Source organism: Tundrisphaera lichenicola, from assembly GCF_051175385.1.
Classification (GTDB): domain Bacteria; phylum Planctomycetota; class Planctomycetia; order Isosphaerales; family Isosphaeraceae; genus Tundrisphaera; species Tundrisphaera lichenicola.
Genome location: NZ_CP195106.1, coordinates 3,509,106 through 3,532,798 on the forward strand (window position 1 = coordinate 3,509,106; position 23,693 = coordinate 3,532,798).

14 protein-coding genes are annotated in these 23,693 nt (G+C 68.2%); 10 read left to right on the forward strand and 4 right to left on the reverse strand.

All coding sequences use genetic code 11. The features are described from left to right. Positions 1 to 10 precede the first annotated feature (10 nt). From P12x_RS13980 to P12x_RS14005, 6 genes are all read left to right on the forward strand, one after another. On the forward strand, positions 11 to 1,015 hold the full coding sequence (locus P12x_RS13980) for an AAA family ATPase (RefSeq protein WP_435011484.1): 1,005 nt from the start codon (positions 11 to 13) through the stop codon (positions 1,013 to 1,015). A 292-nt stretch (positions 1,016 to 1,307) separates the two neighbouring features. Continuing rightward, on the forward strand, positions 1,308 to 2,264 hold the full coding sequence (locus tag P12x_RS13985) for a DUF58 domain-containing protein (protein ID WP_435011485.1): 957 nt from the start codon (positions 1,308 to 1,310) through the stop codon (positions 2,262 to 2,264). Then, positions 2,261 to 4,552, forward strand: coding sequence for a BatA domain-containing protein (locus P12x_RS13990; RefSeq protein WP_435011486.1), 2,292 nt, complete (start codon positions 2,261 to 2,263; stop codon positions 4,550 to 4,552). Before P12x_RS13985 ends, P12x_RS13990 begins: the two co-directional genes overlap by 4 nt. Continuing rightward, positions 4,549 to 8,277: a hypothetical protein gene (locus P12x_RS13995; protein WP_435011487.1), complete on the forward strand. Its 3,729-nt coding sequence runs from the start codon at positions 4,549 to 4,551 to the stop codon at positions 8,275 to 8,277. The genes P12x_RS13990 and P12x_RS13995 overlap by 4 nt, the downstream gene beginning before the upstream one ends. Beyond that, positions 8,274 to 10,628, forward strand: coding sequence for a glutamine amidotransferase (locus tag P12x_RS14000; RefSeq protein WP_435011488.1), 2,355 nt, complete (start codon positions 8,274 to 8,276; stop codon positions 10,626 to 10,628). Before P12x_RS13995 ends, P12x_RS14000 begins: the two co-directional genes overlap by 4 nt. Positions 10,629 to 10,736: 108 nt before the next feature. Continuing rightward, on the forward strand, positions 10,737 to 11,705 hold the full coding sequence (locus P12x_RS14005; RefSeq protein ID WP_435011489.1) for a hypothetical protein: 969 nt from the start codon (positions 10,737 to 10,739) through the stop codon (positions 11,703 to 11,705). Here P12x_RS14005 and P12x_RS14010 read toward each other — a convergent pair whose 3' ends face one another. The 3 genes from P12x_RS14010 to P12x_RS14020 all read right to left on the reverse strand — a co-directional run bounded on the left by P12x_RS14010 (position 11,706) and on the right by P12x_RS14020 (position 14,714). Continuing rightward, positions 11,706 to 12,116 (reverse strand): hypothetical protein, encoded by a 411-nt coding sequence (locus P12x_RS14010; protein ID WP_435011490.1) that lies wholly within the window; start codon positions 12,114 to 12,116, stop codon positions 11,706 to 11,708. A 98-nt stretch (positions 12,117 to 12,214) separates the two neighbouring features. After that, on the reverse strand, positions 12,215 to 12,913 hold the full coding sequence (locus tag P12x_RS14015; protein WP_435011491.1) for an SDR family oxidoreductase: 699 nt from the start codon (positions 12,911 to 12,913) through the stop codon (positions 12,215 to 12,217). A gap of 91 nt (positions 12,914 to 13,004) precedes the next feature. After that, positions 13,005 to 14,714 (reverse strand): TolC family protein, encoded by a 1,710-nt coding sequence (locus tag P12x_RS14020; RefSeq protein WP_435011492.1) that lies wholly within the window; start codon positions 14,712 to 14,714, stop codon positions 13,005 to 13,007. A 225-nt stretch (positions 14,715 to 14,939) separates the two neighbouring features. On the opposite strand from P12x_RS14020, the gene P12x_RS14025 reads away from it, so the two are divergent. The 4 genes from P12x_RS14025 (at position 14,940) to P12x_RS14040 (ending at position 22,221) form a co-directional block, all read left to right on the forward strand. Further along, positions 14,940 to 16,193: an efflux RND transporter periplasmic adaptor subunit gene (locus tag P12x_RS14025; protein ID WP_435011493.1), complete on the forward strand. Its 1,254-nt coding sequence runs from the start codon at positions 14,940 to 14,942 to the stop codon at positions 16,191 to 16,193. 50 nt (positions 16,194 to 16,243) lie between these two features. Continuing rightward, entirely contained in the window at positions 16,244 to 17,047 is an 804-nt protein-coding gene (locus P12x_RS14030; RefSeq protein WP_435011494.1) for a zinc-dependent peptidase, read from the forward strand. A 55-nt stretch (positions 17,048 to 17,102) separates the two neighbouring features. After that, positions 17,103 to 20,201 carry an efflux RND transporter permease subunit gene (locus tag P12x_RS14035; protein WP_435011495.1) on the forward strand — a complete coding sequence of 1,033 codons (3,099 nt, stop codon included), beginning with the start codon at positions 17,103 to 17,105 and terminating at the stop codon, positions 20,199 to 20,201. A gap of 529 nt (positions 20,202 to 20,730) precedes the next feature. Next, positions 20,731 to 22,221: a hypothetical protein gene (locus P12x_RS14040; RefSeq protein ID WP_435011496.1), complete on the forward strand. Its 1,491-nt coding sequence runs from the start codon at positions 20,731 to 20,733 to the stop codon at positions 22,219 to 22,221. A gap of 45 nt (positions 22,222 to 22,266) precedes the next feature. On the opposite strand, the gene P12x_RS14045 is transcribed toward P12x_RS14040, so the two are convergent. Then, positions 22,267 to 23,271, reverse strand: coding sequence for an extracellular solute-binding protein (locus P12x_RS14045; RefSeq protein WP_435011667.1), 1,005 nt, complete (start codon positions 23,269 to 23,271; stop codon positions 22,267 to 22,269). Between the last annotated feature and the right edge of the window lie 422 nt (positions 23,272 to 23,693).

Below are 23,693 nucleotides of genomic sequence, written 5' to 3' on the forward strand. Positions count from 1 at the left end.
GGGAGCGATCGTGACCGACGAGACCTACGAGGGCGAGCGCGAGGCGGTCGAGAAGATCTTCGAGAGCCGCGGCCGGATTGAGCGCGAGCTGGGCAAGGTCATCGTCGGCCAGCGCGAGGCGACCCACCAGATCCTGATCGCGCTGTTCGCCGGGGGCCACTGCCTGATCACCGGGGCGCCCGGCCTGGCCAAGACGCTCCTGGTCCGCTCGATCGCGCAGGTGTTCCACCTCCGGTTCCAGCGGATCCAGTTCACCCCCGACCTGATGCCCGCCGACATCACCGGGACCGAGATCCTCGAAGAGACCTCCGACGGCCACCGCCGGTTGCAGTTCGTCCGGGGGCCGATCTTCGCCAACGTCCTCCTGGCCGACGAGATCAACCGGACCCCGCCCAAGACCCAGGCCGCGCTCCTGGAAGCCATGCAGGAGCACCAGGTCACCGCCGCCGGGGTCCGCTACCCACTCGAAGAGCCGTTCTTCGTCCTGGCGACGCAGAACCCGATCGAGATGGAGGGGACCTATCCCCTGCCCGAAGCTCAACTCGACCGGTTCCTCTTCAACGTCGTGGTCGACTACCTCCCCGAGGACGACGAGGTGGCCGTGGTCACCCAGACGACCTCGCGCAAGCCCGAGCCGATCGAGCCGCTGTTCGACGCCGCCGACGTCCTGAAGTTCCACGAGGTCGTCCGCAAGGTCCCGATCGCCGAGGATCTGGTCCGCCACGCCGTCCGCCTGGCCTCCGCCAGCCGACCCGGCCCGGGTGCCCCCGACTTCGTTAACGAGTGGATCAGCTGGGGAGCCGGCCTCCGGGCCGCGCAGTCACTGGTGATCGGGGCCAAGGCGCGGGCCTTGCTCTCGGGCCGGTTCCACGCCACTCCCGAGGATGTCCGGGCGCTGGTCCATCCCACGCTCCGCCACCGGGTCCTCCTCGGCTACCGGGCCGAGGCCGACGGCGTGACCGTTGACGCCGTGATTGACCGATTGATTGATCATGTGAAAGGGCCAATTCGTTGAGCTTCTTTCTCTCCTCATGCTTCCCCTCTCCCCCCGGGAGAGGGTGGCCGAAGGCCGGGTGAGGGTTGAACGGCTTGGTTGAAGAGGAGAACGCCGCCGCGATCCTTGGAACCATCCGGCTCCTCTCCCCTGCCCTCTCCCACAAGGGGAGAGGGAGGATGATTCTCGCCCGAGTCATGAGCCCCCGTTCAAGGAGTCCGGTCCCCTCCCCCCACGTGGGGGAGGGTTAGGGAGAGGGGGCTGACAACCCCCAAGAAACGCCAAACCCACCACCTCGGAGACGACCGACCCGATGCCATCGACCGACCGGACCCCCACCTTCGCCTCGGCCATCGACCCCCGGGCCTTGATGCGCATCAAGAGCCTCCAGATGCGGGCCAAGGTGGCGGTCGAGGGGTTCGTCAAGGGGATCCACCGGAGCCCCTATCACGGCTTCTCGGTCGAGTTCAGCGAGTACCGCGAGTACACCCCCGGCGACGACACCCGGTACATCGACTGGAAGCTGTTCGCCCGGTCCGACCGCTACCACGTCAAGCGGTTCGAGGACGAGACCAACCTCCGCTGCCACCTCGTGGTGGACACCAGCCGGTCGATGTCGTTCGGCTCGGGCGAGTACACCAAAAGCGACTACGCCCGGACCGCCGCCGCCACGATCGCCTACTTCCTCTCCCGCCAGCGCGACGCCGTGGGACTGATCACCTTCGAGGATCGGATCACCGACTACCTGCCCCCTCGCCACCGGCCGGGGCATCTCCGGCGGATGATGGGCATCCTCGAACGAGAGCCCCAGGGCAAGGCGACCGACCTGGCCAAGCCGCTGGAGGAAATCGCCGCCACGGTCCGCAAGCGTGGCCTGATCGTCCTGATCTCCGACCTGCTCGTGCCCCTGGACACCTTGAAGACCCGCCTGGGCTACCTCCGATCCAGGGGGCATGACGTGGTGATCCTCCGGGTGCTGGACCCCGCCGAGATCAATTTTGCATTCGCAAATCCGTCGATGTTCCGCGACGTCGAGTCGGGCCGCGAGATGTACGTCGACCCTAGCACGGCCCGCCCCGAGTATCTCCGGAAGTTCGCCGAACATGCCGATCGGCTCGCCAGGATCTGCGCCGATCAGGGGATCGAACTCCTGCCGATGCCGATCGACCGTCCGCTGGAACTCGTGCTGTTCGACCTCCTGAAGGCCCGGATGAGACGCGGTCGGATCCCGGGTCGCCGGACCTCGCCGGCTCGAGGGGGGGCTCGATGAGTTTCCTCACGCCGCTCTACATCCTGGGTGCCCTGGCGATCGCCGCGCCGATCGTCTTCCACCTGATCCGCCGGACTCCCAGGGGGCAGATCCCGTTCAGCTCGTTGATGTTCCTGACCGCGACTCCGCCCAGGATCACCCGCCGGAGCCGGCTCGACAACATCCTGCTCCTCCTGCTCCGGGCCGCCGCGCTGGCCCTGCTGGCCCTGGCGTTCGCCCGGCCGTTCCTCCGCGAGGCCGCCAGCCTGAGCTTCGGCGATACCGAACGCCGGAGGGTCGTGATCCTGGTGGATACCAGCGCCAGCATGCGTCGGGGGGACCTCTGGGACAGGGCCAAGGCCCTGGCCGATCGGGCGATCGCCGACCTCCGGCCGGGCGACCAGGTGGCCGTGCTCGCCTTCGACTCATCCACTCGGCCGTTGATGGGATTCGCCGAGTCGGCCACGCTCGACCCCTCGCGTCGGCAGGCCGTCGCCCGCGCGGGGCTGGATCGACTCGAACCGACCTATCGGTCGACGAACCTGGGGCAGGCCCTGGTCGACGCCATCGGGGCGATCGAGGACGCGGCCGACGCCAGCGAGAAGCTGGGCCGGATGCCGCGCCGGGTGGTCCTGGTGAGCGACCTCCAGCAAGGGGCCGGCCTCGACGCCCTGGGCGACTTCGAGTGGCCCTCGGACGTCGAGCTCGACCTCAAGACCGTCACCTCCGGAGCCCCCAACGCCGGCCCTCAATGGCTGCCCGACCTTGAGGCCACGCCCACCGACGCCGCGCCGAGCCCGAGGGTCCGCGTGGCCAGCGACCCCGGCGCGAAGTCCGAGGCGTTCACGCTGGCCTGGGTCGACGCCCAGGGGAAGGACCTCGCCGCGCCGACCCCGGTCTATGTCCCGCCGGGCGAGAGTCGGGTGGTCGCGGTCCCCCGGCCTCCCTCGGGCCGGACCCTCCTGCTCCGGGGCGATGCCCACCCGTTCGACAACACCCTGTACCTGGCCGCCTCGCCGAAGGGGGAGGCGTCGGTCCTCTACGTGGGGAATGACGCGCCCGACGACCCGAACGGCCTGCTCTACTACCTCGGCCGGGTCTTCGAGGACTCGCCCGCCCGGACCGTCCGCGTCGGCTCGAAGCGTCCGGGCGAGCCGATCGACCCGAGCCTGGATCGCTCGCTCCGGCTGGTCGTCCTGGCCTCCGAGACCTCGCCCGAGGTCGCGGCCCGGCTCAAGGCCTTCGCCCAGTCGGGCGGGACGGTCCTGATGGTCCCGACCTCGCCCGGCCCGTCGCCGACGCTCGCCGCGCTGGCCGACTCCCCCCCGATGGAGATCGGCGAATCGGCCTCGGGTCGGGACGCGATGCTCGGCGAGATCGACTTCGGCCACCCCCTTTTCGCCCCCCTGGCCGGGGCCCAGTTCAACGACTTCACCCATGTCCGATTCTGGAAGCATCGGCGGATCGACGACGGGGCGATCGTGGATGGGAGGGTCCTCGCGAGGTTCGAAGGGGGCGACCCCGCCCTGATCGAGAAGTCGACGGGCCGGGGCCGTGTCGTGGTCCTCTCCAGCGGCTGGGGTCCGCTCGACAGCCAGCTCGCCCGGTCGTCCAAGTTCGTCCCCCTGATGGCCTCGATGCTCGAAGCCGGCGAGCCCCCCTCGATCGACGCCTCGGGGGTGAAGGTGGGGGATGTCGTCCCGTTGCCGACCGATCGAGGTGGCCCTGGCGGGGTGAAGACCCCCCTCTCCCTAACCCTCCCCCACCAGGGGGGAGGGGACCAGAAAGAGGCGGATGGGAATCGGGGCGGCCCAGCTTCTTCCTCCCTCCCCACTGGAGGCGGAGGGAGCCAGAACTTGCCGGACACTCCTGCTTCCTCCCTCCCCCCTGGTGGGGGAGGGCCGGGGAGAGGGGGAGAGCGACCGGCAAAGCTCACGGTCCGCAAGCCCGACGGATCGACCGTGGCCATCCCGGCGGGCTCGACGGAGTTCACCGAGACCGACCGGCCGGGCCTCTATCAGATCCTCTCGGAGGGCGAGCCCCGGGCGTTCGCGGTGAACCTCGACCCGATGGAGAGCCGGACCGCGCCGATCGCGGTCGAGACCCTGGAGCAGCTGGGCTGCAAGCTGGCGAGCCCGACCCGTGAAGTGGTCGACCAGGACCACCTCCGGCAGATGCAGAACGCGGAACTCGAAGGCCGCCAGAAGATCTGGCGAGGCCTGATCCTGGCGGCGATCGGCATCCTGATCGTCGAAACCTGGCTGGCGGGCCGACTTGGCCGCCCTCGAGCGGAGGCGCTGGCGACATGAGCGAAGATCTCCTCAGAGCCCTGGAACGCGTCGCCGACCGCTATCGAGGGCTCCGCCTCTGGCTGGGCCTGTCGGCCTGCTGGCTGGCCTTCGCCCTGGCGGGATGGGGCTATGCCCGTCTCCTGTCGGGCGGATTCGAGGAGGGCTGGATCCCGGCCCCCTACCTCACCGCCTGGCTGATCATGCTGGCCGTGGCGGGCTTCGCGATCCACCGACTCGCCCGTCGATCGGCCAGGGATCCCCGATGGGTTGCCCGCCGGATCGAATCGAAATATCCCGAACTCGGCACGGGATTGCTGGCCGCGGTCGAGGAGTCGTCGAGCCCTTCCCGGAAGGGCTACCTCCAGGCCGCCGTCGTCCGGGGGGCCCTGGAACACCGGAGCACGCACGACTGGGGCGTGGTGGTCCCCGGCTGGTCGATGACCCTGGCCAAGCTCGCCCATCTCGGCTCGCTGGCCTTGCTGGTGGCGGCCACGGTCGCCCTGGGGAGCCACGTCCGGTCGAAGACGCTCGGCTTCCCGCCCCCTCCCCCTCGGGTGGTCTCGACGGAGGACGTTGAGGTCGACCCCGGAGACGCCGAGATCGAGAAGGGGACCTCGCTCCTGGTCGTCGCCAGGTTCCTGGGGAACGTGCCGGCCGACGCCAAGCTGGCCGTGGATGGGATGGCCAGCGTCCCGATGTCCCGGAGCCTGGAAGACCCCACCTTCGCAGGTCGGGTCGAGTTGGTGTCGAACGACCTCGCCTATCGGGTCGAGTTCGACGGCCGGGCCACCCGCGACTACAAGGTGACCGTCTTCGAGTACCCCGAGGTCCGACGGACCGACGCGAAGCTGGTCTTCCCCGAGTACACCGCGATCCCGACCAAGGTCGTCGAGGACATCCGACACGTCACGGCCGTCGAGGGGACCGAGTTGACCTTGACCTGCCGGCTCAACAAGGAAGTGGTCGAATCGGCCCTCGTGGATGAGAAAGGCCAGGCGACCCCGCTCGTGGCGACCGCCGAGCCGATGGTCTACGCCGCCACGTTCACCCTGGCCGACTCGCATAAGTACAAGGTGAAGTTGGTCGATCGCGACGGCCGGTCGAGCAAGGTCCCCGCCGAGATCAGCGTGAACGTCACCCGGAACCGACCGGCCACCGTGACGATGACCCGACCGGCGCGTGACGTCCGGGTCTCGCCCGTCGAGGAACTCTCGCTCCAGGCCAAGGCGACGGATGACTTCGGCGTGGTCCGGCACGGCCTGAGCTATACCCTGGCCGAACGCGAGCCGGTCGACGTCGAGCTGGAGGCCCCCAAGGCCGGAGCCAAGACCGTCCAGGCCTCGCACCTGCTGGCCTTCGAGGGGCTCAAGGCCCAGCCCGACCAGCTGGTGACCTACTTCTTCTGGGCCGAGGACATCGGCCCCGACGGCAAGCCTCGGCGATCCTCGGGCGACATGTTCTTCGCCGAGGTCCGCCACTTCGAGGAGATCTTCCGCCAGGGCGAGGCCCCGCCCTCGGGTTCGAGCCAGCAGCAGCCCCAGCCAGGGGGCAACGGCCAGGAGGCCGAGAAGCTGGCCGAACTCCAGAAGCAGGTCATCAACGCCACCTGGACCCTAATCCGTCGCGAGACCGGATCGGAACCGACCGCCACCTACGCCGCCGACGTGAAGGCGATCGAGGAGGCCCAGCACTCGGCCATCGAGCAGGCCGAGGCGCTGACCGAGAAGCTCCGCGACCCCGATTCCAAGGAAGACCTCGCCGCGGCCGTGGCCTCGATGAAGGCCGCCGAACGCAAGCTGGCCGAGGCGAAGACGACTCCCGCGATCCCCCCCCTGAAACCGGCCCTGGCCTCCGAGCAGGCGGCGTATCAGGGCTTGCTCAAGCTGAGGGCTCGCGAGTTCGAGGTCTCTCGCCAGAACCAGCGGCAGAACCAGGGGGGCGGGGGCGGACAGGGCGGTCCCTCGCAGCAGCAGCTCAACCAGCTCGAACTCTCCGCCGAGGAGAACCGCTACGAGCAGCAATCCTCGGCCCAGTCCGGGGGCCAGAAGGAGCAGGAGCAGCGCGAGACGCGCCAGGTCCTCAACCGGCTGGGCGAGCTGGCCCGTCGACAGACCGACCTCAACGACCGGCTCAAGGAGCTGCAGGCCGCCCTCGAAGCCGCCAAGGAACCCGAGGCCCGCGAGGAGATCGAGCGCCAGCTCAAGCGGCTCCGCGAGCAGCAGGAGCAGATCCTCCGCGACGCCGACGAGCTTCGCGAGCGGATGGAACGCGAGGAGAATCGCGAGCGGATGGCTGAGGAACGCCAGAAGCTGGAGGAGGGCCGCGAGCACGTCCGGCAGGCGTCCGAGGCTTTGGAAAAAGGCGAGATCCCCCAGGCTGTGACCGAAGGGGCCCGCGCCGGGCAGGATCTGGAGAACCTCCGCGAAGACCTCCGGAAGAAGTCGTCCGACCGCTTCAGCGAGGAACTGACCGAGATGCGTCAGCAGGCTCGCCAGCTCGACGAGAAGCAGGATCAGCTAGCCGAGCAGCTCGAAGCCAAGGAGAACAAACCAGGCCCGCCCTCGCTCCGCGACGACGGCTCGAAGGAGAAGATCAAGGAGGGTCTGGCCGAGCAGGGCAAGCAGCTCGAAGGCCTGATGGATCGGATGAAGCAGACCGTCCAGGAGGCCGAGGACACCGAGCCGCTCCTGGCCCGAAGCCTCTTCGACGCCGCCCGGAAGGCCGCCGAGCAGGGGATCTCCCGGGATCTGGAGCAGGCCGAGCGGCTGGCCGAATTCGGGATCGACCGCGAGGCCGCCACCTCCGCCCGGAAGGCCGGCCAGGGGATCGAGCAGTTGCGGCAAGGCGTCGAGAAGGCCGCCGAGAGCGTCCTCGGCGACGAGACCGCCGCCCTCAAGCGAGCCCGGGGCGAGTTGGAAGACCTGACCAACCAGGTCAATCGAGAGGTCGCCCGAGCCGGAGGTCCTGAAGACCAGCAAGAACAAGGGCAGGAGTCGCCTCCGGGTGGCAAGAGTCCGTCCTCGGACCCCGGTGCGCCGGGCGCGGATCAACCCCCCGGGGTCCGACCTCGGACCCCTGCCACCCAGCCCGGCCAGGGCCAGGAGCCGGGCCAGGGCCAGCAGCCGGGTCAAGATCAAGAGGGCCAGCAGCCCGGTCAAGGTCAGCAGCCCGGCCAAGGCGAAGAGGGCCAGCAGCCCGGTCAAGGTCAGCAGCCCGGCCAGGGCCAGCAGTCCGGACAAGGCCAACAGGGTCAGCAGCCCGGCCAGGGGCAACAACCGGGTCAGGGTCAGCAGCCTGGCCAGGGTCAGCAAGCCCAGCCGGGCGGCGGAGGCGGCGGTGGTGGCGGCCTCGAACGGATGCTCGAAGGGCTCGACAACAACGCCGGGGGGGGCGGGAATCCCGGCGGGCCGATCACCGGCGACGGGTTCCGCCAGTGGTCCGAACGGATGCGGGATGTCGAGGACCTGCTCCAGGACCCGCAACTTCGCTCCGAGGCCGCCCGGATTCGCGACCGGGTCCGAGGGGCCCGCGAGGAGTTCAAGCGGCACTCCAAGGAGCCCGATCCCAAGCAGCTCCAGGCCATGGTCGCCGACCCCATCCGGGAGCTTCGCGACCGGGTGGCCGAGGAGATCCGCCGCCGGGAGTCGCCCGACTCGCTCGTCCCGATCGATCGCGACCCCGTCCCGCCGCAGTATGCCGAGGGCGTCCGGCGCTACTATGAACGAATCGGGAGCGGCCGATGATCATGCCCTCGCTCGTCTGGGGAGCCCCCCAGTGGATCGTCGGGGCCTTGACCCTGGCCGGCGTCGTCGCCCTCTCGCTCCTCTGGAGCTACGGGAGGGCCCCCGTCCGCCCCTCGGTCAAGGTCGCCGGGGCCCTCCTGAAGGGCTTGGGCTTCACGGCCCTGATCCTCTGCCTGGTCGAGCCGCTCCTGACCGGCAACCGCCCAAGGCGCGGGGCGAACGCCTTCGCCGTTGTCGCCGATAACAGCCGGAGCCTGGCGATCCGGGATGACGACGCCGACGAGGATCGGGGCGACTGGGTCCGCGAACGGCTCAAGAAGGAGTCCCCCTGGCGGACCCGGCTCGGCCAGGATTTCGACGTCCGGTCCTACGCCTTCGACTCGCACCTCCGCGCCGTGGAAGGGTTCGACGGTCTATCCTTCGACGGGTCCAGTTCCGCGATCAACGGTTCGCTCTCGGCCCTCTCTCGGCGGTTCAAGGGGCTCCCGCTGGCGGGCATCCTGCTGTTCACCGACGGCAACCGGACCGACCTCGGCGACCTGGATTTCGCGAGCCTCCCGCCAATCTACCCGGTGACTCCCCCCTCGCGAGGGGTCGGTCGCGACGTGGGCGTGGGCGAGGTCTCGGTTAGCCAGACCAACTTCGAGTCGGCTCCCGTCGTGATCAAGGCCGACGTGAAGGCGGTGGGCTTCGCCGGCCGGTCGATCGTCGCTATCGTCGTCGACGAGTCCGGCAACGAGGTTGCCCGGCAGGAGGCGAAGGCGACCGACGAGGACCGTCCGCTCGGCTTCCGGTTCCAGTTCCGGCCCGACCGCAAGGGGGTCGGCTTCTACACCGTCCGGGCCTTCGCCGACTCGGCCGAGGTGAAGGACAAGGGGATCGACGAGGCCTCGACCGGCGAGCAGACCACGGCCAACAACGCCCGGCTCGTGGTGGTCGACCAGGGGGCCGGGCCTTACCGGGTCCTCTACGTGAGCGGCCGGCCGAGCTGGGAGTTCAAGTTCCTCCGGCGAGCCCTGAGCGAGGACCGGCAGGTCGACCTACTCGGGCTGCTCCGGATCGCCAAACGCCAGCCCAGGTTCGACTTCCAGGCCGCCGGGGGCCGGACGACCTCGCCGCTCTTCGACGGGTTCGACAACATCGATCGCGAGACCTCCGACGCCGCCGACAAGCCCGTCCTGATCCGGCTGGGGACCGTCGACGAATCCGAGCTTCGCGATGGGTTCCCCAAGGCCGCCGACGAGCTTTACGGCTATCACGCGATCGTCCTGGACGACATCGAGGCCGGGTTCTTCACCCAGGATCAGCTCTCGTTGATCCGGGGGTTCGTGAGTCGGAGGGGCGGCGGCCTGCTGATGCTGGGCGGGCCCGACTCGTTCGCCGACGGGAAGTACGACCGGACCCCGGTCGGCGAGCTCCTGCCGGTCTACCTCAACGGCGCGGGGGCGGCCTCGGGCGAGGGGGATTACCGGCTGGTCCTCACCCGCGAAGGGTGGTTGCAGCCCTGGGTCCGGACCCGGAAGACCGAGGACGAGGAACGTCAGCGGCTCGACGGGATGGCCTCCTTCCGGACCATCAGCCCGGTCGGCGCGATCAAGCCGGGGGCCTCGGTCCTCTCGCAGGTCCGCGACGAGGCCGGCGAGTTCGCCCCCGCCCTGGTCGCCCAGCAGTTCGGCAAGGGGCGGGTCGGTGCCCTGATGATCGGCGACCTCTGGCGATGGGGCCTGAAGCGCAAGGACCCGGCCGAGGATGACCTCGACCGAGCCTGGAGGCAGACCGTCCGCTGGCTCGTGGGCGACGTGCCCGGTCGGGTCGACGTCTCGGTCCGGCCCAAGGCCGACGCGGGCGGACCGGCGGTCGAGGTCGTCGCGAGGGTCCGCGACGCCGAGTATCTCCCGCTCGATAATGCCAAGGTCGCCCTCAAGATCACCTTGCCCGACGGGAGCGACCTGACCCTCGACGTCCCGCCCGAAGGCCGAGAGGCCGGGACCTACGCCACCACGTATGTCCCTCGCCAGCCGGGAGCCTACCGCTTGACCGCATCGGCCACCGCCCCCGATGGCTCGGCCGTGGGGACTCGCGAGGCCGGATGGGCCGCCCAGCCCGCCGCCGAGGAGTTCGCCCGACTCGAACCCGATCGGGCGTTCCTCAAGTCCCTCGCCGAGAAGACCGGAGGCGAGGTCATCGACGGCGACCGGCTCGACGCCTTCGTCGCCGGCCTCTCCTCGCGAGACGCCCCGATCACCGAGCCCTGGACCTCGCCCCTCTGGCATCAACCCCTGTTCTTCCTCGGGGCCATCGCCTGTCTCGCGGGAGAGTGGGGTTTGAGACGTATCAATGGCCTAGCATGATTTGCTGGTAGGCCAGGGCTTGCCCTGCCGCCCAATGCGTGACCGGCAGGGCAAGCCCTGCCCTACGAAATCCCGAGTCCTGAGTCCTCGACGGACGGTCCAAAACCCATGCCGATCCTCCTCGCCAGCTTTCTCTGCCTGACAGCCCTCTCGGCCGAGGATCGCCCGACGGTCATCATCGTCGTGGGTGCCCCCGGTTCGGCCGACTACGAGCCCGAGTTCCGCCGGTGGGCCGACCTCTGGCAAGCCGCCTCGTCGAAGGCCGGGGCCGATTCGATCCGGATCGGCGAGGCGAAGGACGACCCCGCCTCGACCGGGAACGATCGCGACCGGCTCCGTTCGGCCCTGGCGGAGCATGCCAGCGGGACCGCCCCGCTCTGGTTGGTCCTGATCGGGCACGGGTCGTTCGACGGACGCGAGGCCAAGTTCAACCTTCGGGGGCCGGACGTTTCGGAGGTCGAACTCGCCGGCTGGCTGGAATCGGTCAAGCGACCGATCGCGGTCCTCGACTGCTCTTCGTCGAGCGGGCCGTTCCTGAGCAAGCTCTCGGGCGAGGGCCGGGTCGTGGTGGCCGCCACCCGGAGCGGGAACGAGTCGAACTTTGCCCGGTTCGGGCAGTACCTCGCCGAGTCGATCGCCGACCCCCGCGCCGACCTCGACAAGGATGGGCAGGTCTCGCTCCTCGAAGCCTACCTGGCGGCCTCCTCGCGGACCGAGGAGTTCTACAAGTCGAAGTCCCGACTGTCCACCGAGCATGCCCTCCTGGACGACAACGGCGACAAGCTCGGGACCCCCGCCGACTGGTTCCGGGGGGTCCGGGCCACCAAGCGGGCCAAGGATGGAGCCCCGGCCGACGGGCTCCGGGCCCACCAGTGGCACCTGGTCCCCAGCGATCGCGAGCGGGCGCTTCCTCCCGAAGTCCGCCGCGACCGCGACCGGATCGAACTGGCCATCGCCGCCCTCCGCGACGAAAAGCCCAGGCTCGCCGAGGACGATTATTACGCCCGGCTGGAGGCCCTCATGGTCGAGCTGGCCCGGCTCTACGGCGGCCACCTCCGGGCGTCCGCCGGCCCGTGATCAATGCGCCGGGCCTCGGATGTACTTGTGGCAATGGACGCAGCTCATCGTCAATTTGACGTAGGCGAGCGTGGCCCCGTCGAGGTTCTTGTCGCGGGCCTTCTGGGCGATCTCGTCGGCCAGCCGCTGGAACTCGTTGGTGTAGACCAGGTACTCGGGGACGCTCGGGATGGTGGGGACTTCCCACTCGGCGGCCTGACTGAGCTTCTTGAGGGCCTTGGCCCCCTTCTCGATCATGGCGTAATCCTCGACCGTGAGCCCTTCGAGGACCTTGCCGGAGAATTCGAGCTTGGCCCGCATGAACTCGCTGCGAGTGGGGGGAGTCTTCTGCTGGGCCAGGGCGCCCGAGGCCGCCATTCCCAGGCCCATCACCAGGGCGATCGAGAGCCCAATCTTGACGCGATGCTTCATGGCGGATCGACTCCCGAGAATTCGAAATTCGAATCGGATCAACAGCGATGGTATCGAACACATCTGGTCAATCCTAGGGCCTGACGCCCCCGGGCCCGTCAATGGCCGGGCACGGTCAAGGGTCGGCCGTTATCCTTGGGGCCGAGCCCGAGCAGGAACGGCACGGCGGCCTCGGCCCATGCGTCGGGATTGGGGAAGTCGCTGGCCCGGCCGCCGAAGGTGCTCCTCAGCATCTCGGTGTCGATGATCCCCGGGTTCAGCGGGATCGCCGCCAGGCCCCGGGGTAGCTCCTGGGCCAGGGCCCTGGTCAATCCCTCGATCGCCCATTTCGAGGCGCAGTAGGGGGCAACCTCGGGCGCGGTCGAACGCCCCCAGCCCGAGCTGAAATTGACGATCACACCCGACCCTCGCCCGATCATGGCCGGGACGAGGTGGCGGATTGCGTGGGCGACCCCTTTGATGTTCACATCGACAACCCGGTCGAAGTCGTCGCTCGGGACCTCCCAGAGCCGGGCGTTGGCGTTGATCGTCGCCGCGTTGTTCAGCAGGAGGTCGGGAGGTCCGTGACGGTCGAGAATCCCGGTCGCCCACGACCGGATCTGGCCCTCGTCGGCTACGTCCACGGCCTCGAACTCGTGAGGAGGGGCCAGCTCTTTCTTGAGAGCCTCGATCGCGCCGAGCGTCCGCCCGCATCCCAGGACCAGATGTCCCTGGCGGGCGAATTCCCGGGCCATGGCCCGTCCCAGGCCGCGCGTAACTCCCGTGATCGCCACCACTTTCCGATCGAGGCGTGCCATGGTCGAGCCCTCCGGCCGGGCCCAGGATCCCGGGATGCCCGGCGTCCCGAGGTTAAGCCCCCGGGTCGTCCGATGCAATCGGGTCGAGGTCTCAACGGGTGGCGGGCGCGAAGGGGGAGGGCGTCGGCGGCGCTGGGGGCTCCGTGCCGGGGGCGGTCGGTGCGTCGGGGGCGACCCCCGCATCCCGCTCGGAGGATTCCAGGAGACTCTGGATCATCGAGGGGACTCCCAGGGCCAGCATCAGGTCGGCCTGGGCCTGGGTCGCGGCCCAGAGGGCGTCGAGCTGCGAGTTTTCCAGCTGGATCAACCGCTGGCGGGCTTGCTGGACGCGGGTCAGGTCGGTCTGATTCGCTTCGAAGAGTCGCTCCAGGCTGGCCACGTCGTCGGAGATTTCCCGGATCAGGCCCGCGGAGTCGTTCACCAGGACAGTCGCCCCGTTCCACTTGGCGACGGCCGATCGGACCTGGGCGGTGACTTTCTGCTGGATCTGCTGGTAGGAGACCACGGCCCGGCGTTGCTCGGCCTCTCGCTGGCGGACCAGGGGTTTCCCGTTGTTCAGGAGCGGGAGGCTCGGTGCCAGGTTGAAGCCAACATACTGCACCCCCCCCTCGCTCTGAACATACTGCGGGCCGAAGATGGTGGTCGGGATCCGGTCCCCCTTGGCGAGCCGGACCGCCGAGGTGGCCCCCTCGATCGCTGCCTGGGCGACGTGGATCTCGGGCCGGGTCTTGAGGGCGGTCTGGACCATGGTCTGCTCGTCAACTGTCGGAATGTTCTCCGGCAGGGTGAACTCCCCCAATGGTTCGCTCTCGGCGGCCGACTCGGGGATGCCGATCTGATTTCGGAGGTCGGTCAGGGCGGTCACGTAGTCCTGTCGAGCGGCCTCGACCTGCTGCTGGGCGGCACGGCTCTCGACCCTCGCCAACGCGACGTCGGCGGGCTGGGCCTGGTTCGCCCCGAGCCGACGTTCGAGCGTCTCCAGGAGCTTCTCGCTGAACTCGGACAGATCCCGGGCCACCCGGAGCTTTTCCCGGCGGTAGGCGGCCGTCTGGAAGAACCGATAGGTCTGCACCAGCGTGGTCAACTCGGCCTGGACGATCTGCCATTGGACCTGCTTGTAAGCCGCCTTGGCGATCCCATAGCGGTGGGTGGTCTGGTGCCCGAACTCGATCGGTTGTCGGATCGCGATCAGGAAATAGCCCTGGCCGCTCCGATAGAAATTGCCGTTGGGATCGTGGCCGTTCGTACCGCCCCCGAGGCCGGAGCCGGCGATTCCCCGCGGGATCAAGGTGATCGGGCGGTAGTCGATGAAGACCGTCGGATTGAGTGCCGTCGGGAAGTGCCGGGCCACCTCGACGGATTCTGCCGACGCCTGCACGGGATTTCCCTCGCGAAGCGTCACCAGGTCGGGATTGCTGGTCAAGGCCCCGCTCAGGGCGAGCTGGAGCGAAAGCGATTGGCCCCCGGGCGCCGGGGCCGTGGAGGCCGCCGCCGGACCGATCGGCATCCCCAGGTCGGCCGAAGTCGCCTGGGTCCGTCGGACCGGCGCATCGGGAGCAGTCGAGGGGCCGGCCGGGATCGGTCGGAGTCGGCCCGATTTCGGTTCGGGTTTGGTGTTGGCCTGGGGGAGGCCGGGTGATGGAGTTGGCCGGGGGGCCGTCGAGGGGACCTCGGCGGGTTTGGGTTTGCGAAGGCGACCGAAGAGGCCCGCCGGGGCGGGTCTGGAGGTGTCGTCGGCGAGGGCCATTCCCCCAAGACTTTGCGCCAGGGCCAGCGCGAGCAAGGCGAGGGCGGGTTTCATGGGGCACGCATCCTGCGTCGGTCGACGATTCGGCCACTCCCCCGGATCGGGCGACTTCCGGGACATCCTGATCATTATCATCGGTCGTCGGGCTCCGGCCGGGCCATCGAACGAAGATAAGATCGGGCTTAGAATGCGCGCAATCGCCTGACGAAGATGTCACGCATCGGATAATTTGAGGACCGATCGAGTGGACCTCGACCGCGATCCTCTCGGGGGAAGAGCGTGAAAACCGCGAAGACAATCCGGCGGTTCCTGCCGGCGGCCCTGATCCTGGCGGTCGGGGGATGCTCGGCCAAGCCGGCGGCACCATCCAAGCCGGCCAGCCCGGCCTCGGTGGCCAAGCTCCCGGGCGAGGGCGACCTGGTGACGGTCACCCTGAAGCCCGAGGCGGAAGAACGGCTCAAGATCGTCACCGCCGAGGTCGAAAAGAAGGCTGCCCCGATGTCGCTGACGATGGGGGGCGACGTGGTCGTCGCGCCCGGGCGATCTTCGATCGTCTCGGCCCCCCAGACCGGGACGCTGGTGCTGGCCGATGGGGCGTCTCCCCCGGCCCCCGGCTTGCCCGTCAAGAAGGGCCAGGCGATCTTCACGCTCTTGCCGATCCTCTCGGCCGACCGGGCCATTCTCAGCCCGCTCGAACGGGTCAACTACGAGGCGGCCCGGGCCGACGCCGAAGGGCAGCTCGAGATTGCTCGCCCCCAGTTCGAAAACGCCAAGGTGATCCTGAATCGGACCGAGAGACTCTCCCAGTCCCACGACGTCCCCCCGTCCGCCCTGGTGGACGCCCGGAATGCCTACGACTCGGCCAAGGCCACCCTCGACGCCGCCGAGCGGCGGGTGAAGATCTTCCGGAAGGCGATGGGCGAGGGCGTTTCGGAGGACGCGGGCAAGCTGGCCCCCCTGCCCTTGCGAGCCCCGGCCGACGGCGTCCTGATCAACGTCAACGTCCAGGCCGGCCAGCAGGTCCCCTCGGGGAGCGTCCTGTTCGAGGTCGCGGACCTCGACCCGATGTACGTCAAGGTCCCCGTCTTCGTGGCCGAGGAGGAGACGATCGACCAGGCGCGCGAGGCCGCCATCGGGGGCCTGGCCGACGCCCCCGGCAGGCCGACCCGCCCCGCGAAGCCGGTCCAGACCACCCCATCGGCCAACCCGCTGGCCACCACGGTCGACCTCTACTACGAGGTCGAGAACCACGACGGCAAGCTCCGGCCCGGCCAGAGGGTCGGCGTGACCTTGCCCCTCAAGGGGGAGGCCGAGTCGCTGGTCGTCCCCTACGCCGCGATCCTCTACGACCACAACGGCGGAGCCTGGGTCTATGAAAGCCAGGGCCATCACGCCTACGCCCGGAGGAGGGTCGTGGTCGACCACGTCGTCGGCACCGAGGCGGTCCTCACGTCCGGCCCCAAGCCCGGGACCAAGGTCGTCACCGACGGCGCGGCCGAGTTGTTCGGCACGGAGTTCGCCGGGGGGAAGTGACCGATCGAGGGGATCGACCGGCTCGCCCCACCCCGACCGAAAGGCATCTCATGTTCGGCTTCTTCAAGAAACAACGACGAGAAAAACTCCTCCAGCATCCCTTCCCGCCCGAATGGCTGCCCATCCTGGAGCGGAACGTCCCGATCTACGGGCGGCTCTCCGAGGACGACCGGCTGGAACTCCAGGGCCTGATCCAGATCTTCCTGGCCGAGAAGGTCTTCGAAGGCTGCAACGGCCAGGAGATCACCGACGAGGTCCGGGTCACCATCGCCTCCCAGGCCTGCATGCTCCTGCTCCATCGCGATACCGACGTCTATCCCCGGTTGATCACCATCCTGGTGTATCCCGATGCGTTCGTCTCGGACATGCCCCGGCATTCGCCGCAGGGGGTCGTGTCCGAAGGGCCGACCGGCCTGCTGGGCGAGGCCTGGAACTCGGGCGTGGTCATCCTCTCGTGGGACGACGTCAAGCAGGGAGCATCCGACGTCCGGGACGGCCACAACGTCGTCTTCCACGAGTTCGCCCACCAGCTCGACCAGGAGGACGGCTCGGCCGACGGCGCCCCGATCCTCCCGAAGCGGAACATGTACTCCGCCTGGGCCCGGGTCCTCGGGGCCGAGTATGCCGAGCTTCGGGAAGGCGCCGAGAAGGGCCGGAAGTCGGTCCTGGACGACTATGGGGCCACCAACCCGGCCGAGTTCTTCGCCGTCGCCACCGAAGCCTTCTTCGAGAAGCCGATCCAGCTCAAGAAGAAGCATCCCGAGCTTTATGAAGAGTTGAAAGAGTATTACGGCCAGGACCCGGAACAAGACCTGACGATCGAGGTCCCGTCCCGCCGGAAGCCTCTTCCTTGAGGCGGGGGCGGCCCCGTCCCGCGAGTCTGATCCGGTCGAACTCCGAGGGATTTCCATGAACTGGCTCGTGGCGACATCGCTCAGGCTCCGGGTCCTCGTGCTGGCGGCCTCGATCGTCCTGATGATCTACGGGGTCCGGGCCGCCCAGAATGCCCCCCTCGACGTGTTCCCGGAGTTCGCGCCGCCCCTGGTCGAGGTCCAGACCGAGGCGCCCGGCCTGTCGACCGAGGAGGTCGAGAGCCTGGTGAGCGTCCCGCTGGAAGGGGCCCTCAACGGGACGACCGGACTGAAGACGCTGCGGTCGAAGTCGGTCCTGGGCCTCTCGTCGGTCGTCCTGATCTTCCAGGAGGGGACCGACCTGATGGTCGCCCGCCAGCTCGTCAGCGAGCGCCTGACGATCGCGGCGTCCCGGCTTCCTGCGGTGGTCCGAGCCCCGGTGATCCTCTCCCCCCTGTCGAGCCTCAGCCGGGTCATGAAGATCGGGGTGACCTCGAAGACCCTGGGTCAGATGGACCTGTCCGAGCTGGCCAAATGGACGATCCGGCCTCGCCTGATGTCGATCCCCGGCGTGGCCAACGTGGCGATCTGGGGCCAGCGCGACCGGCAGTTCCAGGTCCTCATCGACCCCGAGCGGATCCGATCGGCGGGCGTGACGCTCGACCAGGTGAACAAGGCCGTGACCGATGCCGTGATGGTCGCCGGCGGCGGGTTCGTGGATACCCCCAACCAGAGGATCGCCGTCCGGCACCGCTCGGCCATCGAGACCCCGAGCGACCTCCGGAACACCGTGGTCGCCTTCCGCAACGGGGCCCCGCTCCGGCTCGGCGAACTGGCCGAGGTCCGGATCGGCAGCCCGCCGCCGATCGGCGACGCGATCATCGACGACGTGCCGGGGCTCCTCCTGATCGTCGAGAAGCAGCCGCAAGGGAACACCCTGGACGTGACCCGGAACGTCGAGAAGGCGCTCGAAGGGCTCGACCTCGGCAAGAAGGGGGTCAAGGTCGACCCGACGATCTTCCGGCCCGCCACCTTCATCGAGCGGTCGATCGAGAACCTCGGCCACGCGATGCTGGTCGGCTGCGGCCTGGTGATCGTGATCCTGGTCGTGTTCTTATATGACTGGCGGACCGCCCTGATCAGCCTGACGGCGATCCCGCTCTCGCTGGTGGCCGCCGGCGTGGTCCTCCGCCTGATGGGCACCACGATCAACACGATGGTCCTGGCCGGCCTGGTGATCGCGATGGGCGAGGTCGTCGACGACGCGATCATCGACGTCGAGAACATCGTCCGACGGCTGAGGCAGAACCGGGCCGAAGGGGGCCGTCGCTCGGCCTTCGATGTCGTGCTGGCGGCGTCGCTGGAAGTCCGGAGCGCGGTGGTCTACGCCACCTTGATCGTGATCCTGGTCTTCATCCCCGTCCTCTTCCTGGAAGGGCTGACCGGGACCTTCTTCCGTCCCCTGGCGATGGCCTACATCCTGGCGATCCTGGCCTCGCTCCTGGTCGCCCTGACGGTCACGCCCGCGCTCTCCTTGATGCTCCTGCCGGGCGCGGTCGATCGCCATCGGGCCTCGCCGCTGGTCCGGGGGCTCCAGGCGCTCTACCGAGGGATCCTCCCCTCGCTGGTCCACCGGCCCTTCGCGGCGGTTCTGGTCCTCCTGGCCTCGTTCGCCGCCAGCGGCTGGGCGCTCCTCGGGCTCGGCGAGGAATTGCTGCCGAACTTCAAGGAGACCGACTTCCTGATGCACTTCGTCGAGAAGCCGGGGACCTCGCTGGAGGCGATGAGGCGGATCACCGCCGACGCCAGCAAGGAGCTTCGCGCGATCCCGGGCGTGAACAACTTCGGCTCGCACATCGGCCGGGCCGAGGTGGCCGACGAGGTGGTCGGGCCCAACTTCACCGAACTCTGGATCAGCATCGACGAGGACGCCCCCTACAAGGAGACGGTCGGCAAGATCGAGGACGCCATCAATGGCTATCCCGGGCTGACGCGCGACGTGCTGACCTACCTCCGCGAGCGGATCAAGGAGGTCCTCACCGGCGCCGGGGCGACGATCGTGGTCCGGCTTTATGGCCCCGATATCGCGGTCCTCCGCTCCAAGGCGCAGGAGGTCTACGACGCGATCCACGAAGTCCCCGGCGTGGCCAACCTCAAGGTCGAGCAACAAGTCCTGGTCCCGCAACTGGACGTCCGGCTCCGTCCCGACGCGGCGGCCCGACTGGGCCTGACCCCCGGCGACGTCCGGCGGGCCGCGACCACGCTGGTGAAAGGGCAGAAGCTCGGCGAGCTTTACGACCAGCAGAAGATCTTCGACGTCTTCCTCTGGGGCGTCGAAGGGGTCCGCGACGACCCGAACGCCCTCCGGAACCTGACGGTCGAGACCCCCGCCGGGGCCCACGTCCGGCTCGGGGATGTGGCGGACGTGTCGATGGTCCCCGCTCCCAACGTCATCACTCATGAGAATGCGTCGCGAAAAATCGACATCCAGTGCAACGTCGCCGACGGGGCGGATCTCGGCGAGGTCGCGCGGGCGATCCGCGAGAAAGTCACGGCGGTGCCGATGGGCCGCGAGTACTTCCCCGACTTCCTCGGCGAGTACGCCACCCGCGAGGCTTCCCGGCAGCGACTCATGGTCCTGGCGGGCCTCTCGCTGATCGGCGTCTTGCTGATCATCCAGTCCGACTTCAAGACGCTCCGGCTGACGGCGCTGGTCTTCGTCACCCTGCCGTTCGCGCTGATCGGCGGGGTCTTCGGGGCGGTCCTGGGGGGGGGAGTCCTGTCGCTGGGCTCGCTGGTCGGGTTCGTCACCGTCCTGGGGATCGCGGCCCGGAACGGGATCATGCTGGTCAGCCACTACCGGCACCTGGAGGAAGAGGAGGGGCAGCCGTTCGGGGCCGAGCTGGTGATCCGAGGCTCGATCGAGCGGCTCGCGCCGATCTTGATGACCGCCCTGGCCACGGGCCTGGCGCTGGTCCCGCTGGCCCTGGGCGGCGACAAGCCTGGGCAGGAGATCGAGCATCCGATGGCCGTGGTGATCCTGGGCGGACTGGTCACCTCGACCGTTCTCAACCTGTTCCTGATGCCCTCGCTCTACCTGGCCTTCGGGCGATCTCGGGGGACCGTCGGACAGGCCGAGGCGGTCACTTCGACCTGATCCTCGCGATCCTGGCTGAAAAGTCTTGACACGACCCATCGGTCTCTCGAGTATCCGTTCCTCCTGTGGTAGTGCGACTCCCGTGAGGCCCGGCTCGGTCGAGGTCTCGCCCGTATCACTCGGGTATCGTCGGTTTCATCGGGGGGCGAAGCGGAAGAAATCCTCGGTGTCGCATCCAAGTGGGATTGATCCGAGGAGAAATTCAATTGTCCGAAAAGCCTCTTGCGGGAAAGTTGAATTGGCGCGATCATGGACTTGCTCCGCTAAGCGAGCAAATACTCGCCTGTGCCGTGATCGCGCGTCTCGGTGGCTCGCCAGCGATCCCTTTGATGCCGATTCATCCGTAATCCCCCCCCGCAGGCCTGTTTCTCGAAATCGGATCAAGTTTTTAGTTCTTGCTGAGTCGTTGAATCTGGTAATCGTTGATTTTTCGCGCGAGCCCGAGGAGGAGGATGAAGTCATGATATTATTCCACCCTCGAAGCTCGCTCCTAACCGGCCGTATCTCGATACGGCACGAGAGTTAAATAATGACTCCGACCCTGGAACGTCTTGCCGAGCTAGTCCGCCAAGCCGAGTCTAAGTCCCGCGCCCAGCGTCTTGGGGGTGATGTACGCCAGGCCGCGGAAACCCTCAAGGCCGCCGAGATCAGGGCCGAGGAGGGGCAGCGTCGGGTCCGCGAGGATCGGCCGACCCGGCTTCGCGAGCTCAGGGAGGTGGCCGATCAGGACAAGTTGCTCCGCGAGATGACGATCAAGCTGGCGCAGCACCGGAGCTATCTCGAGACGGACAGCAGCGAGGCCGAACGCCTGGTCCAGTCGGCCCGCGCCGAGATCGAATCGAAGCGAATCGAGGCACAAAAGGATCTCGACTCGATCATTCGTGAGGCGGCCGAATCGCAGAAGGCCCTCCAGATCGCGCTGGAGAAGTACACCGAATTGCGGGAGGAGCTCGATCGGCTCCAGCCCCAGCTCGCGGTCGACTTCTGCGAGGCCGACCGGCTGGTCTCCAGCGTCGCTCGGCTGTTCCCCTCCAGCCAGATCCCCGAGTTGACCAAGGAGATCGAGGACGGTGCCGCCCACTTCGGCGCCCTGGAGGCTCGCGAACAGAAGGCCCAGCTGATGATCTGGATCGGCCGACTCCGGCGGCTCCAGGGGATGAACTTCGTCGAGGGGAGCGAGGAGACCCAGGCGATGGAGGGGATCTTCCGCCGTCTCGTCGGCCTCTCCAAGCAATATATGCCGGGCTATATCGACGCGTTCCAGGAGGGCTACGTCGCCGACTGGGATCAGTACATCGTCGATGCCCAGGAGCAGTTTCGCCTGGCCGTCGATGCCTCCCGACGCGATCGCGAGTTGAGGGTCGCCCGGGATGAACAGGCCCTCCGAGAGCTGGAACGGAAGCGGCTATCCCAGAGTGCTTATCGCGATGCCCTCCAGGATCTCCGGGCCGTGATCGCCTCGCACCACCTCCCCGAGGAGGGAGTCGACGAGTTCCTGGCCGCCCTGGGCCGGGTGGTCAACACCGGAGGGACCGCCGACGCCGAGCTGCTCGACCTGATCAAGCCCTATCGCGAACTGGTCACCGGGAGCGATTTCCGGGTGCTCCGCAAGCACCTCGACCGGCTCCGCGACGAAGACTCCAAGGTCGAGGAGGACCTGGCCCTCCGGGGCCAGTTCGCCGAGCTGATCTCCCAGACTCGCGGCCGGAGAGTCCTGATGATCGGCGGCGCGGTCCGCGAGGATGCTCGCCGGACCCTCTGCCAGTTCTTCGAATTCGGGGAGCTGGAATGGGAACCTTACGAGGGGACCCGCCCCGCCCTCCTGAAGTCGCTGGAACAGAGGGTCCGAAACCGAGGTGTCGACGTCGTCCTGATCCTCAAGGAATTCGTCGCACACCACGTCCCCGAACGACTCCGCCCCCTCTGCCAGGAGAGCGGACTCCCCTGCCTGATGGTCGAGCACGGCTACGGGGCCAGCCAGCTCGCCGAGGCACTTCGGTCCGGCCTCAAGGCGGTCTGAATCGCGGGTTTGATCTTTCTCTCGTCGGCGTACTTCGATCCGAAATCACCGGCCCGCGAACTCCGTCGTGAGTTCGTCGGCGACCCGGTCCCAGATCCGGGCGGCCTTCTCGAAGTCGACCGACATGGCGTGGACGGTCTGGGGGGTCTCCACCCTGGCGGTGGCCTGGGTCTTGCGATTCAAGGGGATCTGCGCCGAGGGGCCTCGGGCCAGTTCGGCCTCGACTTCAGGCCCCAGCAGGTCATTGCCCAGGGCCTCGGCTTCGAGCCGGTGAGGAGCCCCTTCGAGGATCGCCAGGACGTTGGGGATGAACAGGGTCCCGAGCTGGTCGGGCTCGCGGTCCGGGTAGACGATCGCCACCGGCCGGCCCCCCTCGAACTCCTCCATCGCGTCGTCGGTGTCGGTCAGGCCGAAGGCCGCCTGCCCCGAGGCGACCGCCCGGGCCACCTGCTTGTTGCCCGAGAGGACCTGGACCTCGTTCTCCTTGAGGGCCTTGAGGAACCCCCGCGCCTTCTCATCGCCCCAGGCGGCGAAGAGGCAGGTGAAGTGGGTCGCGGTCGTGCCGAAGAGCGGCTTGGCCATCGCGATTTTCCCCTTCCATTTCGGGTCGGTCAGGTCGGCCAGCCCTCGGGGGCGGTCCTCGGGGGGGATCAGATCGGTGTTGACCAGCAGGATCCGAGCCCGGGCGGCGAACCCGTACCAGGTCCCATCGGTGGCCTTGAACTCGTCGGGGATGTCGGCGGCGTTGGGGGGCGACCACCGGGCCAGGAGCCCTTTCTCCTTGAGCCGGAGCGTGTTGAGGATCTCGTTGTTCCAGAACAGGTCGCACCGGGGCCGCGGGGCCTCCTGGATCAGGAGTTGGGTCAGGCCGACCGTCTTGGTGCTCTCGACGTCGAACTTGGGGAGGACCTCGACCCCGTTCCGCTCCCCGTAGGCCGTCAGGACCGGCTCGGCGAACTCGCGGTCCTGCGCGGAGTAGACCACCACGGTCTTCTCGGATGACCCCGCGCCGCCCCCGCAGCCCGAGCAGGCCAGCAATACGGCGAGCATCGCCATCGGTCGGGAGATCCTTGTCAATGAATGATTGCGCATGTCAGCTTGACTCGTTGATGCGGCCTCGTGGGTCGATTCCTCGCCCGAGGTTAACTCTTCCACGACGATCTCGGCCAGTCCAATCCTAAGGGATTCGTGGTCTCGGCTTGGGCGGAATCCGCGACCTGGTTCGTCGATAAGAGGCCGATCGGGACACCTGGAGTTGTGCCATTCGGTGAGAATGCGGTGGATTGCGTTGATTTGAGCTTTTCGGCCGATCGAGTCGGGGCTGCCGTGCTTCCCGTTCGGTGTGGAATAAAAGCACGAACTGGGGAGATCGTTGTCATGTGTGGTATAATTAGGCGGCGATTCGGCGTCGATGATCGAGGTCTCGACTTCTCGCTGCAGGCCTTCCCGCGTCCCGAAGGACCGATCACTGC

Bases quoted from the DNA above. Each gene is read 5' to 3' on its own strand.
- P12x_RS14040 (WP_435011496.1), top strand. From the start codon at position 20,731: ATGACTCCGACCCTGGAACGTCTTGCCGAGCTAGTCCGCCAAGCCGAG.
- P12x_RS14020 (WP_435011492.1), bottom strand. From the start codon at position 14,714: ATGAAACCCGCCCTCGCCTTGCTCGCGCTGGCCCTGGCGCAAAGTCTT.
- P12x_RS14015 (WP_435011491.1), bottom strand. From the start codon at position 12,913: ATGGCACGCCTCGATCGGAAAGTGGTGGCGATCACGGGAGTTACGCGC.
- P12x_RS14035 (WP_435011495.1), top strand. From the start codon at position 17,103: ATGAACTGGCTCGTGGCGACATCGCTCAGGCTCCGGGTCCTCGTGCTG.
- P12x_RS14005 (WP_435011489.1), top strand. From the start codon at position 10,737: ATGCCGATCCTCCTCGCCAGCTTTCTCTGCCTGACAGCCCTCTCGGCC.
- P12x_RS14030 (WP_435011494.1), top strand. From the start codon at position 16,244: ATGTTCGGCTTCTTCAAGAAACAACGACGAGAAAAACTCCTCCAGCAT.
- P12x_RS14010 (WP_435011490.1), bottom strand. From the start codon at position 12,116: ATGAAGCATCGCGTCAAGATTGGGCTCTCGATCGCCCTGGTGATGGGC.
- P12x_RS13990 (WP_435011486.1), top strand. From the start codon at position 2,261: ATGAGTTTCCTCACGCCGCTCTACATCCTGGGTGCCCTGGCGATCGCC.
- P12x_RS14000 (WP_435011488.1), top strand. From the start codon at position 8,274: ATGATCATGCCCTCGCTCGTCTGGGGAGCCCCCCAGTGGATCGTCGGG.
- P12x_RS14045 (WP_435011667.1), bottom strand. From the start codon at position 23,271: ATGCTCGCCGTATTGCTGGCCTGCTCGGGCTGCGGGGGCGGCGCGGGG.
- P12x_RS13985 (WP_435011485.1), top strand. From the start codon at position 1,308: ATGCCATCGACCGACCGGACCCCCACCTTCGCCTCGGCCATCGACCCC.
- P12x_RS13995 (WP_435011487.1), top strand. From the start codon at position 4,549: ATGAGCGAAGATCTCCTCAGAGCCCTGGAACGCGTCGCCGACCGCTAT.